Below are 14,451 nucleotides of genomic sequence, written 5' to 3' on the forward strand. Positions count from 1 at the left end.
ATGTTAAGGCGCATCAGGACAATTAAAAAAAAGGTTAAAATCATATTCTGCGCGGCAGCCGCGGTTTGTGCGGTTGTGTGTTTTTTACCGGTAACCTGCCAGGCGGGTATGGCGGGTAGTGAACAGATAAGCGCGCTAAGCTTAAAAGGCATCCAATGGGAGAGCCTGCCGGGCGGGGGGACGCGCTTAAAGATCTTTGCTGACGGCTTAAAGGCCGGAAGGTTTGAGCCATTGATCGATCCGGAAGAGTCCGGGCGCAGGTTAATGGATTTTTTTATCCTGGGTTTGAATGTCCGGGAAGACAAATTCTGGGCCAATCTTACTCCCGGCGATCCGGATAATATCATTGACCCGGATTTGGCCGGGACGCCCTTAGGCGAGGTTATGCTCAGGGCGGACCTGAGATTGAAAAAAGATTTCTGTGAATTGACCAACCCGCAGTTTTCCCAGCCCGGCAAAAAATACTGGGCAGCCTTATCGGAAAAAGCGGCGGAACTGGGCATTAAGAAAATACCCGCGATGAACCGCGTGTGGATAGTCCCGGAAGAGGCTGCGGTTTATGAGGCCGGAAACGGGGCTTATATAACCGAAAGCCGGCTTAAGGTCTGCCTGAAAATAAATTATTCAGCCGGTCTTCTTAAGGACGGCGGCGGTAAGGCGTACGGCGAACTTTCGGAGTATGCCGGAGAATTGGTAAGGGATATTATTTTGCCTGAATTGGATAAAAGGGTTAATGAGGATTTCCTCTATGCTGACCTGAGGCAGGTAAATAGGGCATTGATACTGGCCAGATGGTATAATAACAAATTCGGCGATGGCGGGGGATTTAATTTAAAAAATACCCTGACAGCATCGAGCCGGCCTGAGATAAACGCGGGCTTGCTAAAGAAACAGATATATGATGATTACATGGATTCTTTGAGCAATGGCGAATATGTGGTCGTCGGGCCGTCAGGCTGGTCCAGCGCATTGGATTATTTAAGGCCTAAGAAACGTTATATCAGCGGAGGTGTTGATTTGCGCAAAAGTCCGGCAAGGCGCAGCCCGGCGCCTGCGGCAGCCTGGCAAGGCCGGGATCCGCAGTTTACATTTTTAGTGGAAATATCCGCGCAGGCAGTTATGTCCGCGGGAGATAAAAATAATGCGATAAATGATTTTTCCGTCATAGGAAATATCGGGGATAATAATGTAGAAGGGCTAATCCGGGATTTGCCGGGAATATCGCCTTCGCGTAATAACCGGGATGCGGAAACCGATATAAATAAAGGCGTTATAAGCGATATGGTATTATATAGTTTATAAAATATCTTTACAGCAGCGCGGTTTTTGTTATAATAAAAGCGAACGATAATAAGCCACGGCTATATCTTTTTATCTTTAAAAAAGGTTTTAAAAGTGAGAAGATATGGCCTTGTTTTTTACTATAAATGGACATAAAAGAACGCAGGCAGGCAATAAGGTGGCAAATAAACAGCCCCGGGCAAATTGTTCTGGAGGACTGCCGGGCGTTAGTTAATTGCACTATACTTGATATAAGTTACCGGGGGGTCCAGGTATTGCTGGATAAACCTCTGGAGAATACCAAGTTATTCAAGATCAGCGTCGTACTTTCCGAGGAGTGCTACCTGGACAGCATCGACCTGCGCAGCGTCTGGCACAGGAAGGTTCCGGAAGGCGAGCTTTACGGCTTGTATTTTAACCGCATAAAAGACATAGATAAAGAGAAGATCTACAAATTTGTCTTTAAGCACGCACCAAGGCAAATACATCAACAGTGGTGGCAGGAATCTGACAAGGGGGGGGGTGAATCAATGGAAGATATGGGGACCAACGACAAGAGAGTCTTTGCGCGGTTTCCGGTGCAGATGGCTTTGAAATTCATTGATCTATTATCCAACAGGGAAGGCCAGGCGCATGCTTATGATATCAGCGCCAAGGGTTTGGGATTTATGGCGACCGAGGAATTAAAACCGCTTACACCGTTGGAGATGTGGCTACAGGTCCCGGATAAAGGGGAGCCGCTTTATACCAGAGGTGAAGTAGTCTGGTCAGAGATGGTCGAACCTAATAAATACAAGGCCGGGATCAATCTGGAAAGAGCGGACCTGATGGGTGTTTCCCGGGTTTTAAGGACCCTCAATACGATATAGTCTTGAGCTCAAGATCCCCACAGTAATAAAAGCCTTGACCAGGCAATTAACCTGTGTTAAATTCGAATATTGTCTTCATTAGCCATTTCTGTAATATTCTGTTATCTCGTTCATATTTAGGAGGGGAATAATGTTCAGAAACAGGGTCAGCTTCAAATCGTGGTCGGTTTTTTTAATGATTATCTTGGGTTTTTCCTGCCTTAGCGGATGCGCGGGCGAGAGCGGACAATCCGGTAAGTCTTTATTGATCTGGCATTGGATGACCGACAGGCAGCAGGCCTTTGACGAGTTGGCCAAAAGATACGAGGCTGCTTACGGAGTGAAAGTTAATTTTGATCTCTATGCGCCTTCGGACGCGTATTCCCAGAAAGTTCGGGCAGCTGCCCAAGGGGTTAATCTCCCTGATGTGTTCGGTATTTTAGCCGAAAAACGCGACTTTGCCGCGTTTGTCGAGGCCGGCCATATCCTTGACCTCACCTATTATATGGACGAGAACGCCGGCCAATGGCGCAATGTCTTCTTTGCCAAAGCCCTTCAGATAAATGAATTCCCCGCAGGCAACATTTATAAAGTAGCTCCGGGTATTTACGGCGTTCCCATAGATACTATGACCATACAGCTGGTTTATAACAAAGATCTGTTCAGGAAGATGGGGCTTGATCCGGCAAAACCGCCGGTCACCTTCAGTGAATTCATCGGGATAGCCAAGAAAATAAAAGAAAATAACCTGCAGGGCCTGGTTTCAGGATGGGGTGAATACTGGCTGATTGATTGTTTCGCCAATAATTACGCCTTCAACCTTATGGGCCAGGACAAGGTCCTGGCTACCATAAAGGGGCAGGTCCCTTATACCGATCCCGACTGGATTAAGGTTTTGGCCTTGTTCAAAGACATGCGCGATTCCGGCCTGTTGTATAGCGGAGCGATCGCTATGGTCAATAAGGACGCTGAGCAGGCTTTTGCCAATGAAAAAGCGGTTTTTGCTTTTAACGGCTCTTGGTGCGTGAATGTCTATAAGGAAATGAATCCTAAATTGAATTACGGGGTAATGCTTCCGCCTAAAATATCTGATAAATACCCGGTGAGCATCTGGGGAGGGGCAGGTTCTTCTTTTATGGTCAACGCCCGTTCGGCGAAAAAGGACGAGGCGGTAAAGTTCCTGAAATGGCTCACTGCCAAAGAACAGCAGGTTTATTTGTCGGAAGCGACTAATAATCTGCCGGCTAATAAAGAAAGCCTGAATACTATACCCAAGATCCTTTCCGCGTTCGCCAAGAACATAGATTACACCACCCATCCCAATATCTGGGGCGTGTCGGAGTTTCCTCTGGTGGTTGAGGCCCTGGATAAAGGGATACAGTCTATAATAATCGGGGAAAAGACCCCGGAACAAGTGGCCCAGGAAGTCCAAAGGACCAAGGAAAAAGAAATAGCGAAGAAGCGTTAAGGTTTAGCCAATGAAAGTCAAAGCTACTTTAGAAAACTATCTTTTTGTCCTGCCGGCTGTGGCGATATTCAGCGTTTTCTATGTCATCCCGTTCATTTGGGTATTTCAGCTGGGGATGTATGAATGGAACGGGATATCCGTAAGCAGGGTGTTCGTCGGCTTAAGCAATTTCAAGGAAATACTTTTTGGCGATCCCGTATGGTGGCAGGCAATGCGCCAGGTCGGCTACATAACCCTGTTTGCCCTTACCTTCCAGAATGCCCTGGCTTTTATGCTGGCAATGGCCTGCGACCGCGAGATAAGGCTTAAGAATTTTTACCGGGTCCTGTTTTTCATCCCGCCGGTATTATCCGAGGTAGTTGTCGGCCTGGTCTGGAAATACATAATCCTGAACAGCGACGGCCTGGTGAACCACGGCATCGCCACTGTCGGCCTGACTAATTTCTTTAATTCCTGGTTATCCCTGCCTAATCAACCTTTTACCGGCAATTGGACATCGCATACCAATACCGCGTTGACCTGCGTGGCCATTGTGCATTCCTGGAAAGGTTTCGGCTGGGGGTTTTTGATCTTCCTGGCCGGTTTGCAGGGCATCCCGCGCGAGCTTTACGAGGCGGCCAAGGTGGACGGCGCCAATTCCTGGGATTGTTTCCGCAAGATAACCCTGCCTTTGATGGTCCCGGTGATCGTATTGGTGGCCATACTGACTATCCTGGGCACTATGCAATCTTTTGTCCTGATAATTTCCCTTATCGGCGGCGAACTTGCCGGCCACACTACCGTGCCGGTTTTAAGAATACTGGCTTCAATGCGCGGATCTTCGCGGTTCGGTTATGCCTGCGCGCAGGGCATAAGTTTCGGGGTAATATTGGTAATGATATCTTTTATCCAGTATAAGTTCTCCCAAAAGTTCAAACAGGCTTAAAAAAATGAGATCGATCGCTTATTACAAAACAAAAAAGATATTCACCAACGTAATAATCCACATATTCCTTCTGTCGGTGGCCGTCTCCTGCGTATTCCCTTTGTTATGGATGGCGTCTTCGAGCCTTAAGACCCAGGAGACCATATTCAAGGATATGTCCATTGTCCCCAAGGAATTCCATTTTGAGAACTACGTTGTTGCCTGGAAAGAAGGCGGGTTCGGAAGGTATTTCCTGAACAGCATATTTTATACCACTTCCGTGGTCGTCGGCATCATTATCATTTCGTCCCTTGCCGCTTACGCCTTTTCCCGTTTCAGTTTTCCCGGGAAGAATTTTTTGTTTTACGTGTTTATGGCCGCGATGATGATCCCTATCCCGGGCAGCTTCGTGCCTTTATACGTCCTTTTGAATAAACTGCACCTGCGCAATACCGCGGTAGGTTATATATTGTGCATGATTAATGTTGGGCTATCCACCAGCATTTTTCTTTTAAAGACATTCTTCGACAAACTGCCGCATGAATTGGAAGACGCGGCCCGGATCGACGGATGCTCTAAATTCGGGATCTGGTGGCATGTGGCCCTGCCGTTGGCCAAACCGGTAATGGCCGTGGTTGTTGTTTTTAACGCGCTGAACGTCTGGAATGAATATGTCCTGGCGTTGATCATTTTTGACAGTAAAGGACTGATGCCTTTGCAGGTGGCTTTGACCACCTTCCAGGGGGAATTCATCACCCGCTATCCGCTGTTGATGGCCGGGCTTACAATAACGGCTTTGCCGATAATATTGGTCTATCTTTTAATGCAGAAATATATAGTCAAAGGCGTAACCCAGGGGGCTCTGGTAGGATGACCTTAAGATTAAACAACCTGATTTGCTTGTCCGTTTGTGTTTTATCAGCGGTTTTTTATCCCGGCGCGGGCTTTGCTCAGAATAACCCTGAAGCTGCGGATGCCCGGATGTCTTCTGCGGATTTGATCAATAAATCCTGGGAGTCGCACGGCGCCAGGGATATAGAGGCTACATTCAAATATACGCAGGAATGCATTGATTATTATAAAGAAGACGCGGATAAACAACAAGCGGCCTTGAGAGCTTTACCTAAGGGCAAGGATGAGATAGATAATGTCCAGGCCTTGAATGACGTGGCTACCGCGTATTTTATCCAGGCCGAATCTTATATGCGCCAGGAAAAACCGGATGAGGCCAAAAAGATATTTCAGTTGATCATCGATAAATATTATTACGCCCAGGCCTGGGATCAGCGCGGCTGGTATTGGCAGATATCCGAGGCGTCCAAGCAGAGCATCCAGAAGATGGAAAAGGGGACTATAGAACTTGAAAAGAAAGTAAAGGTCAGCCAGCTTCCCACCAAAATAGACTTGTATGACCCGGGCAAAGAGGATTTCGTCAATTACGAGGAATACGGGGAGTTCGTCAATCTCGGCAAAGAAGATTATAAATACGTTATCACCGACCAGGAAGGCTTAAGCCTGGCTGTAGGGGAAGGGATCTTTCCCAATACCTCTTCCGTCAGATGGGACCCGAAGTTCAAGAAAGCGCTCAAAGATAAGAGGCTGTACGGTAATCATTGGGATTTCGTGCATTCCCCCGATCTTGAGGCGGCGTTTTTTAAATGGGCTACCGGCTCTGAGCCTGCCGGTGTAAGGCTTTTTTATACCGGGCTTATACTGGAAAAATCCGGCTTGATCAAGCACGCGCTAAAATGCTATTATGCCATATTGGTGCATTACCCCGGGAGTTACGGGTGGACGTATTTCAAGACCCCCTGGTATATAGGATACGCGGCGATATCCAAGATAAATTTCCTGCTGAGCAAAAACCCGCAGTTAGGCTATAAGCTGGTTGACGCGGATATAAAGATCAAGAACGGATTTGATAATAATGTGGCAAACGATATTGTGAGCGCAAACCCGGGGAGGTTCGTTAAGGTCACCCTGATGGATAAATTCAAGCCTAAACAATCCAAGGAGCTGTTAAGCATAAGGCGGCGCCTGGGTAAAGGCAAGGTCCATCTGCTCCAGTATGAGACAGGCGATTGGGAATTAATAGTCGACGGAAAACCGTATGTGATCAAGGGCATAACTTATGCCCCTACCAAGGTCGGCCAATCCCCCGATGACGGGACATTAGGCAATTGGATGGAAGAGGATTTTAACAACAACGGAAAAATCGACGGGCCGTACGATTCTTTCGTGGATAAGAACAGGAATAACCTCCAGGACGGCGATGAGCCGGTTGTCGGGGATTTTCATCTGTTAAAGGATATGGGGGTAAATACCATACGGCTTTATCACCATCCCAGCCCGGTGAATAAAGAGCTGCTGCGGGACCTGTATAATAAATACGGCATCAGGGTTATCCTGGGCGATTTTTTGGGTAAATATACCATAGGTTCAGGCGCGAAATGGAATCCGGGCACGGACTATAATAATGAAGAGCACCGCAAGAATATGATGGACTCGGTGCTGGGCATGGTCAGGGAATTCAAGGATGAGCCTTTTGTATTGTTCTGGCTTTTGGGTAATGAGAATGTGTACGGTTACGCCTGCAACGCCGATAAGGACCCGGATGCGTTCTTTAAATTTGCCAACGACGTAGCCCGCCAGATCAAGGCTATTGACCCCGAGCATCCCGTGGCTATCTGCAGCGGGGACGTGTTATACCTTGATAAATTCGGCCAGCACGCTCCGGATATCGACATCTTCGGGGCTAATGCCTATCGCGGAGAATATGGTTTCGGGTTTTTCTGGCGGCAGGTTAAGCAGGAAGCGGATAAAGCAGCTTTTATCACCGAATTCGGCTGTTCCGCGTATTCCGAAGGAAAAAATGAGGAAGAGTCCGAATTGCTGCAGGCGGAATATCATAACGGCAACTGGGATGACATTAAAAATAATATGGCTTTTTCCGAGGGCGCGGGAAACGCTTTGGGCGCTGTTGTCTTTGAATGGATGGATGAATGGTGGAAGGGCTATGAACCGGCCATACATGACACTAAAGGGCTGTGGATGGGGCCTTTCCCGGATGGCTATATGCATGAGGAATGGCTGGGGATGACCGGTCAGGGCGACGGCAAACTTAGCCCGTTCCTGCGTCAGCTGCGCAAGGCTTATTTCATGTATAAAAAGGAATGGAAAGAATGATGGTCTCGCGCTGAGACCTTTAGATATATGGGAGAAGAAAGGGGGTGTTTCAGGCAAATACGCTAACCTGCTTTCCGGCAAGACTTAAAAATAAGCGGAACAAAATATAATATAACAAAGGAGGAGTAAAGATGAAAAGAATTGTCATGATGGCGCTGGCTTTAGCGTTTATCCTTCCTATGGCGTACGCCCAGGAGAAGGACACCGCAGCCGCAGAGGTAAAGGAGTTTTGGGTGTATAAGGACAGGGGAGCCAGGGATAATCATTATGTCCCTTCGGGCTGGATGGGCGATTACGGCGACGTGAAACTGAACGACCAGTCGACCGATAATCCTTATTCCGGGACTACCTGCCTGCAGTTTGTTTATACCGCCAAGAAATCCCAGGCGCAAGGCTGGGCAGGCGTGTATTGGCAGAATCCCCCGAATAACTGGGGCAGCAAAAAGGGCGGATTTGATCTTACCGGAATGACCAAGCTGACTTTCTGGGCCCGCGGGGCAAAAGGCGGGGAAATACTGCAAAAGTTCGTCATTGGGGGGCTTAAAGGCACTTATGCCGACTCAACGACTATTGAATTCGGACCGGTGGAACTTACCGATACCTGGAAACAGTATACCATTAACCTGGTAGGCAAGGACTTGACTTATATCAGCGGCGGGTTCGGATGGGTGACTACCGCGGACCTGAATCCCGAAGGAGCAACGATATACATTGATGATATCAAATATGAAGTTGACACCATGATGAAGGCTGAAAGCAAAAAACAGGAAGCTATGCCTTTCTACATCTATGCGGATCGCTCTTCGGTAAACAACCATTTTGTCCCTTCGGGCTGGATGGGCGATTACGGCGACATAAAATATGACGGCGCCAACAAAGAAGACGCGTATCTGGGCGACACCTGCGTTAAGATAACCTACAGCGGCAAAGTCTCTCAGGGGGCGCGTTGGGCTGGTATGTACTGGCAGAATCCCGCTAACAACTGGGGGACCATAGACAAAGGTTTCGATCTTTCCAAGGCGACTAAAATCACCTTCTGGGCCCGCGGGGCAAAAGGCGGGGAGAGGATCGAAGAATTCAAGGTCGGCGGTATCATGGGAGAGTTCTCGGATTCCGACGCTGCCGGTATCGGCCCGGTCATCCTGAATAAGGAATGGGCCCAGTACAGCATTGATCTGAAAGGGAAAGACCTGTCATTCATCATCGGCGGATTCTGTTGGGCGACGAACATCGACGTGAATCCCGATGGAGCTATTTTCTATCTGGATGAGATCAAGTACGAATAAGCAGGAAGATAGTAACGTAAAAGGCATCAGCCACAAGCAGCAGGCTCAAAACCGCCGTTTATATCTGGCGGTGGTCGCAGGCCTGTTGCTTGTGGTTTTATTTTTCGGGTATATACTGATCGCCGTAAATAAGCCCCGGCCCAGGGTGTACATAAAAAAATACCGTAACGGCAGTTACCGGATGTTCGCCTCCGGAAAGCCTTATGTGGTCAAAGGCGTTTGTTATAACCCTATACCTGTCGGGTTGAGCCATGATTATGACTGGTGGTCTGATCCCTATAAGCCCTGGATGGTTGACGGCAAGCTGATGAAAGAAATGGGAATAAATACCATCCGGATCTACCAGACAGGGGAAAAACCCGAAAATGTCAAGCAGGTCATCCGCGAACTTTACGATAACTTCGGGATCCGCACGATCGTGGGGCATTGGCTGGGATTCTGGGAATATCCCTGTCCTTTGTACGGGGATGAGGAATTCCAGTCCCGGATCGGTAAAGAGGTTCTGGATATGGTCAATGAGTATAAAGATGAACCCGGGGTGCTCTGCTGGATCCTGGGCAATGAGAACAATTATTCCTGCCTGGGCAGCGTAAATCCCTGGTCCAGCGACGATATAGACAAAGAGCCGGATCTTCAGAAACGCAGAGTTTTGCGCAACCGTATTTATTATTCTTTTGTTAATGATCTGGCTAAAAAGATACACGCGATCGATCCCGAACATCCGGTAGGCCTGGGTAACGGCGAATTGATCGGATTGGATTCGGCCCAGGAGTACGCATCCGAAGTGGATATGGTCGCCTGCATCATTTATCGGGGCAAGACGTTCGGCAATCTTTTTAAATCGTTGAAAGCGACTTTTGACAAGCCTATACTTTTGTCCGAGTTCGGCGCGGATGCCTATGACGCGTACTTGAAGAAAGAGGACCAGAATATGCAGGCTTTCTTCCTGGAATCGCTGTGGCGGCAGATCTATGAGAACCTTGCCGATAATAAGAAAGGCGCTGGGAATTGCCTGGGCGGGGTGATGTTCGAGTGGACCGATGAGTGGTGGAAACATAATTCGGTGGATCCGGAAAGCTGGAAGGTCCATGATACCGAATCCAACTGGTCCAACGGGAGTTATTATTTTGATATAAAGGCCCCCAAGAACATGAATATGAACGAGGAATGGTTCGGGATAATCGCTTTATCCGCCGACCAGAAGGATTTCGGCCTGGATATGCGTGTTCCCCGCAAGGCCTATTACGTGATCAGGGATTTCTGGAATAATCCCAAGGTTAAAGCCAGGAAGCAGAGGGGGAAATCAAAATGAAGATAAAAAACGGAACGCAAGCGGTAATGTCGTTTTTTGCGGTATTGATTTCTATGTGTTACGCGGTTTCTGCCTTTTCCCAGCCGCAGCCGGCTTGCTGCGGGGATCTGCTTAAGCGGGCAAATTCTTCCGTGAACAGCCGGGAGCTTTTTGTTGATTTTCAGTCCTGCCAGGCCGAATACCTTAAGGATGGACGTTACAGCAACTTCGTGGATTTCTTAAAGGGCCTGGGACAGAAGAAAAAGGGCCTGGAGCCGCTCATTAATTATTTTACCGGCTTGACCCGTTATCTGCAGATGAGATTCCTGGAAGAAAAACAGGCCTGGGATGAATATTTCAGCCAGGGCAATAATTACCGCGACGAGATCTCCGCGTCCCTGGATAAAGCGGTTAAATCCACTGACGCGAATGAGGCGTTGAATATTCACGCCCGGCTGATATTGTGGCGGTTCCATTATGACCAGCAGGATGTGTTCGCGGAACAATCCCTGACGGATCTGTTTAACTCCGCGATCGAATACGCAAAGACCGGGCAGGACCTGTCTGTGGTGAAAAAGACCGCGGACACCCTGATTTCTTACGGGGAGAGGTCAAAAGCGGCCCAGTTATACAAGCTTTATATTAACACGGTGATCGCCGCCGGGACAAAAGCCGATGATATAAAAGCTTTGGCTTTAGGGTTTTTAAATGAGGGCAATATTGAATTGGCCCAAACCGCCTTTGACAGCTATATAAAGAAGGTGATCGAGACCTTCACCGCTGAAGAAAAAGCCGCGGCTTTGAGAGAGGTGGCGCTTTTATTCGCCTGGAAGGAGCCGGAGGCTAAGGACGGTTTATACGCGGAGAAGATATTCAAAGCGATGGAAGAGGGGTGCGGTAAAGACGCATTTGATGAGGAGCTTTTGTATCTAAGGGCGTATAACCTGGAGCGGGTCAAGGAATACTCGTCCGCCAAGGATGTTTATATAGAACTTTTGACCCGTTTCCCGCAGACCCAATACGCGCAAACCTGCGCTTATAAGATCGGGTTGATCGCGTTATACATCGATAGGGATGAAAGCACAGCCAGGCAGTATTTTGAAAAGGGCGTTCAGGGCGATCCTTCCGGATCATCGGGGCTTTCCAGCTTATATCAATTGGGGGTATTGACCCAGTGGGAAGATGAGCTTACCCGGGCCCAGGGTTATTATGATAAACTGATCGAAAACGCGCAAGGCAGCGGTTTTTCGGATATCGTTGCCTTGACCAAAGACAGGCAAGCCGAGATCAACAGCGAAAAACCTTTGGATAACAACATCAAGATCATGCTGGACCTGGCTTTGAAGCCGGATAATTCCAATCTGGATATGTCTAAGGTGCAGACTAAAGTTTCTCCGTCAGTGTCCGGGATAGACGGGGAATTTACCATAACCTCCAGCGCGACCTCGCCGCAAAGCGGATGTATGCAGGTGGCTTTGGACTATATATGGGCGGGTGATCTGGGAAAAATAACCCCTTCCGCCGACTCGTCCGCGTTAACCGTTGCTTATTCCGATCCCGGGACAAAGATAGTCGGTCTTGTAGTTATGTGCCCCTATGGGGTATTGGACAGGAGCATTGATATAATCGACGTTGAATAACCGCCTGCCACGGTAGGTAAAACAAAAAACCCGCTCAAAATTCCGAGCGGGTTTTTTGTTGGAAATTGCGGGGGCCAGATTTGAACTGACGGCCTTCAGGTTATGCTTGCTACTACAGCTTTAGCTGCTCCGCTATCAAGCGGATTCGTAGTCTGGACTATATCTTGACCAACTATCGTTGGCCCCTGCCGTTTAGTCTCTACACTTTTCTCCGTTGCCGGAGACTTAGCTCGGTATTACCTTGACTTGCGTCGAGGGTTTCACCGAATTTGACAGGATATCCTTCAACCGTTACCGGTTGAGGAGCCCTTCGGACAATAAACTCCATCGTTGCCTGTACAGTGCGGACATCGGTTTGCGCTGTCGTTTGCCGCTTTCGACTAAACTGATGGTGCTGCCGAATTTGGTAAAGACAGAGCAGGGGACGATGTAGAACACATTCAGGGGTTCGATTACAGCACCGCAAAATCGAAATCATCCGCGTCATATCTCGCCCGCAACATCCTTCGTCTGTTCGTCTTGGTCCGTCTGACATCGACACAATACATGTCGTTTTTCTGGTCGAACCAAGCGCTTTTGACTTGAATGCGCAGAAGTTTACCATCCAGGTCGATCGCCAGATCATAAGGGAGGCGATCCCCGAACGGTTTGAGCACCCTGAACCCTTGTTTCAGGAGTTCAGTGATGACGGCAGATTCTGCGATGTCAGATTTGAGTTTTTTATCCATTGAGCCTGACGAGCTACCGGACTGCTCCACCCCGCGAATCTATTATGAAAGAACAGGTATATTTTACTCTTATTTTAAAGAGTTCAAAGCCTTATTTAATCGCCGGTCACTATTTTAACCGGTATTTCGTTTTTGCGCACTACCCCGAGTTTTTCCCTTAATATCTTTTCCTGGTAATGCTGGTCGTTGGCCAGGCGCTTGAGTTCTGTTTGTAAAAGCGTATTTTCGGCTTTTAGCCTGCTGTTCTTCTGGGCCAGGTCCCGGTTCTTATTCTTCAGGTGTCGTATCCTGGCATAACCGGGGAAGAAGAGCGCCGCGATAAAAAATACAGCGAGGGATATCCCCGCCATTTTTTTTATTATCATTTATTCCAAATAGCCCCGGCATAAACCGCCGAGGCGCCTAATTCTTCTTCGATCCTGAGCAGTTCGTTATATTTGCAGATCCGGTCGGTCCGGGATAAAGAGCCGGTTTTGATCTGCCCGCAGCCGCAGGCTACAGCCAGATGGGCGATAGTGGTGTCTTCGGTCTCCCCTGAACGGTGTGAAATGATCGCCCGGTACTTGTTCTTCTGGGCCATTTCGATAGCCGCGAGGGTTTCCGACAGCGAACCGATCTGGTTTACCTTTACCAGTATAGCATTACCGACATTTTCTTCAATACCTTTTTTCAGGAATTTCGGATTGGTGACGAAGATGTCGTCGCCCACCAACTGCAGCTGCCCGCCGATCTTCCTGGTCATTTCTTTCCAGCCCGGCCAGTCGAATTCAGATAATCCGTCTTCAATGGAGACCAGGGGATATTGCTTAAGCCATTTCTGGTAAATGGCGATAAGGTCGTCGCTGGTCTTCTGGGAATTCTCGAACTGATATTTTCCGTCTTTGCAGAAAGAGCTGGACGCGCAGTCCAGGGCCAGATACACGTCTTTGCCCGGCTTGTAGCCCGCTTTTTCGACAGCCTGAAGGATCAAGGTCAATGCTTCTTCGTTGGCTTTAAGGTTCGGGGCGAACCCGCCTTCATCGCCCACGGAAGTGGATAATTTCTGGGATTTCAAAAGGGATTTAAGATTATGGAATATCTCGGTGGCCATGCGCAGGGCCTCGGAGAAGCTTGGAGCGCCGATAGGCATGATCATGAATTCCTGGATATCCAGGTTGTTGTCCGCGTGCATCCCGCCGTTCAGGATGTTCATCAGCGGCACAGGCAGTATATTGGCTTTTTCTCCTCCCAGGAATCTATATAAAGGCTCTTTTTTATCCAGGCTGGCTGCTTTGGCGACAGCCATTGATACGCCTAATATAGCGTTTGCACCCAGATTGCTTTTAGTTTCCGTCCCGTCCAGATCGATCAATACGCGGTCGACCTTGGCAAAATCAGGCTCCAATCCCGTTATTTTTGAGGCAATTGCGGTATTTACATTGTTCACCGCTTTTAATACGGATTTGCCCATGTATTTTGTTTTGTCGCCGTCGCGCAATTCCAAGGCTTCATTTTCGCCGGTGGAGGCGCCTGAAGGCACAGCAGCCCTGCCGATAATACCGTTATCTAAAAGTACATCCACTTCCACAGTGGGATTTCCCCGGGAATCGAGTATCTGTCTTCCTGTGACCTTTTTGATCTTTGCCATTGCCCAACCCCTCCTTAAATACAAATCCCTTTAAATGGTTATCAGATTGAAGAATTTTAACACACAAACTTTGCCCGGTCAAGACAATTAAATGGGCATACCGGCGCAGTAGTTGTTGACTTGTGGTTTCGGATATGCTATCTTTGGGGGGTAGGGAAGTCAGGAACGGCGGGTATGCCGCCCAGAAAGGTT

At 48.4% G+C, this 14,451-nt stretch carries 12 protein-coding genes; 9 read left to right on the forward strand and 3 right to left on the reverse strand.

The window, feature by feature from the left end; all coding sequences use genetic code 11:
* The 9 genes from M0R35_01055 to M0R35_01095 all read left to right on the forward strand — a co-directional run bounded on the left by M0R35_01055 (position 1) and on the right by M0R35_01095 (position 11,904).
* Positions 1-1,302, forward strand: a complete 1,302-nt coding sequence (locus tag M0R35_01055; GenBank protein MCK9594249.1) for a hypothetical protein — start codon at positions 1-3, stop codon at positions 1,300-1,302.
* A gap of 125 nt (positions 1,303-1,427) precedes the next feature.
* Complete coding sequence (locus tag M0R35_01060; GenBank protein MCK9594250.1) at positions 1,428-2,150, forward strand: PilZ domain-containing protein; 723 nt, start codon at positions 1,428-1,430, stop codon at positions 2,148-2,150.
* A gap of 130 nt (positions 2,151-2,280) precedes the next feature.
* The gene (locus tag M0R35_01065; GenBank protein MCK9594251.1) at positions 2,281-3,597 is read left to right on the forward strand and encodes an extracellular solute-binding protein; all 1,317 of its coding nucleotides are present in this window, start codon (positions 2,281-2,283) and stop codon (positions 3,595-3,597) included.
* Between the two features lie 10 nt (positions 3,598-3,607).
* Entirely contained in the window at positions 3,608-4,522 is a 915-nt protein-coding gene (locus M0R35_01070; protein ID MCK9594252.1) for a sugar ABC transporter permease, read from the forward strand.
* A 4-nt stretch (positions 4,523-4,526) separates the two neighbouring features.
* The gene (locus M0R35_01075) at positions 4,527-5,375 is read left to right on the forward strand and encodes a carbohydrate ABC transporter permease (protein ID MCK9594253.1); all 849 of its coding nucleotides are present in this window, start codon (positions 4,527-4,529) and stop codon (positions 5,373-5,375) included.
* The gene (locus M0R35_01080) at positions 5,372-7,687 is read left to right on the forward strand and encodes a hypothetical protein (protein ID MCK9594254.1); all 2,316 of its coding nucleotides are present in this window, start codon (positions 5,372-5,374) and stop codon (positions 7,685-7,687) included. The genes M0R35_01075 and M0R35_01080 overlap by 4 nt, the downstream gene beginning before the upstream one ends.
* A gap of 131 nt (positions 7,688-7,818) precedes the next feature.
* Entirely contained in the window at positions 7,819-8,973 is a 1,155-nt protein-coding gene (locus M0R35_01085; GenBank protein MCK9594255.1) for a hypothetical protein, read from the forward strand.
* Positions 8,954-10,285, forward strand: coding sequence for a hypothetical protein (locus M0R35_01090; GenBank protein ID MCK9594256.1), 1,332 nt, complete (start codon positions 8,954-8,956; stop codon positions 10,283-10,285). Before M0R35_01085 ends, M0R35_01090 begins: the two co-directional genes overlap by 20 nt.
* Complete coding sequence (locus M0R35_01095; GenBank protein ID MCK9594257.1) at positions 10,282-11,904, forward strand: hypothetical protein; 1,623 nt, start codon at positions 10,282-10,284, stop codon at positions 11,902-11,904. The genes M0R35_01090 and M0R35_01095 overlap by 4 nt, the downstream gene beginning before the upstream one ends.
* Before the next feature lie 452 nt (positions 11,905-12,356).
* Here the strand turns inward: M0R35_01095 and M0R35_01100 are convergent, their stop codons facing one another.
* The 3 genes from M0R35_01100 to eno all read right to left on the reverse strand — a co-directional run bounded on the left by M0R35_01100 (position 12,357) and on the right by eno (position 14,259).
* Positions 12,357-12,662 carry a group I intron-associated PD-(D/E)XK endonuclease gene (locus tag M0R35_01100; GenBank protein ID MCK9594258.1) on the reverse strand — a complete coding sequence of 102 codons (306 nt, stop codon included), beginning with the start codon at positions 12,660-12,662 and terminating at the stop codon, positions 12,357-12,359.
* A gap of 65 nt (positions 12,663-12,727) precedes the next feature.
* A complete protein-coding gene (locus tag M0R35_01105) occupies positions 12,728-12,997 on the reverse strand; it encodes a septum formation initiator family protein (GenBank protein MCK9594259.1) in 270 nt (89 codons plus the stop codon).
* A complete protein-coding gene (gene eno / locus M0R35_01110) occupies positions 12,994-14,259 on the reverse strand; it encodes a phosphopyruvate hydratase (GenBank protein ID MCK9594260.1) in 1,266 nt (421 codons plus the stop codon). Before eno ends, M0R35_01105 begins: the two co-directional genes overlap by 4 nt.
* Between the last annotated feature and the right edge of the window lie 192 nt (positions 14,260-14,451).

Source organism: Candidatus Omnitrophota bacterium (genome assembly GCA_023227985.1).
In the GTDB taxonomy this organism is placed as follows: Bacteria; Omnitrophota; Gorgyraeia; order Gygaellales; family Profunditerraquicolaceae; genus JALOCB01.

What these genes read in the sequence shown, in the direction of transcription:
- M0R35_01055 (MCK9594249.1), top strand. Translation starts at nt 1, where the DNA reads ATGTTAAGGCGCATCAGGACAATTAAAAAAAAGGTTAAAATCATATTC.
- M0R35_01060 (MCK9594250.1), top strand. Translation starts at nt 1,428, where the DNA reads ATGGACATAAAAGAACGCAGGCAGGCAATAAGGTGGCAAATAAACAGC.
- M0R35_01065 (MCK9594251.1), top strand. Translation starts at nt 2,281, where the DNA reads ATGTTCAGAAACAGGGTCAGCTTCAAATCGTGGTCGGTTTTTTTAATG.
- M0R35_01070 (MCK9594252.1), top strand. Translation starts at nt 3,608, where the DNA reads ATGAAAGTCAAAGCTACTTTAGAAAACTATCTTTTTGTCCTGCCGGCT.
- M0R35_01075 (MCK9594253.1), top strand. Translation starts at nt 4,527, where the DNA reads ATGAGATCGATCGCTTATTACAAAACAAAAAAGATATTCACCAACGTA.
- M0R35_01080 (MCK9594254.1), top strand. Translation starts at nt 5,372, where the DNA reads ATGACCTTAAGATTAAACAACCTGATTTGCTTGTCCGTTTGTGTTTTA.
- M0R35_01085 (MCK9594255.1), top strand. Translation starts at nt 7,819, where the DNA reads ATGAAAAGAATTGTCATGATGGCGCTGGCTTTAGCGTTTATCCTTCCT.
- M0R35_01090 (MCK9594256.1), top strand. Translation starts at nt 8,954, where the DNA reads ATGAGATCAAGTACGAATAAGCAGGAAGATAGTAACGTAAAAGGCATC.
- M0R35_01095 (MCK9594257.1), top strand. Translation starts at nt 10,282, where the DNA reads ATGAAGATAAAAAACGGAACGCAAGCGGTAATGTCGTTTTTTGCGGTA.
- M0R35_01105 (MCK9594259.1), bottom strand. Translation starts at nt 12,997, where the DNA reads ATGATAATAAAAAAAATGGCGGGGATATCCCTCGCTGTATTTTTTATC.
- eno (MCK9594260.1), bottom strand. Translation starts at nt 14,259, where the DNA reads ATGGCAAAGATCAAAAAGGTCACAGGAAGACAGATACTCGATTCCCGG.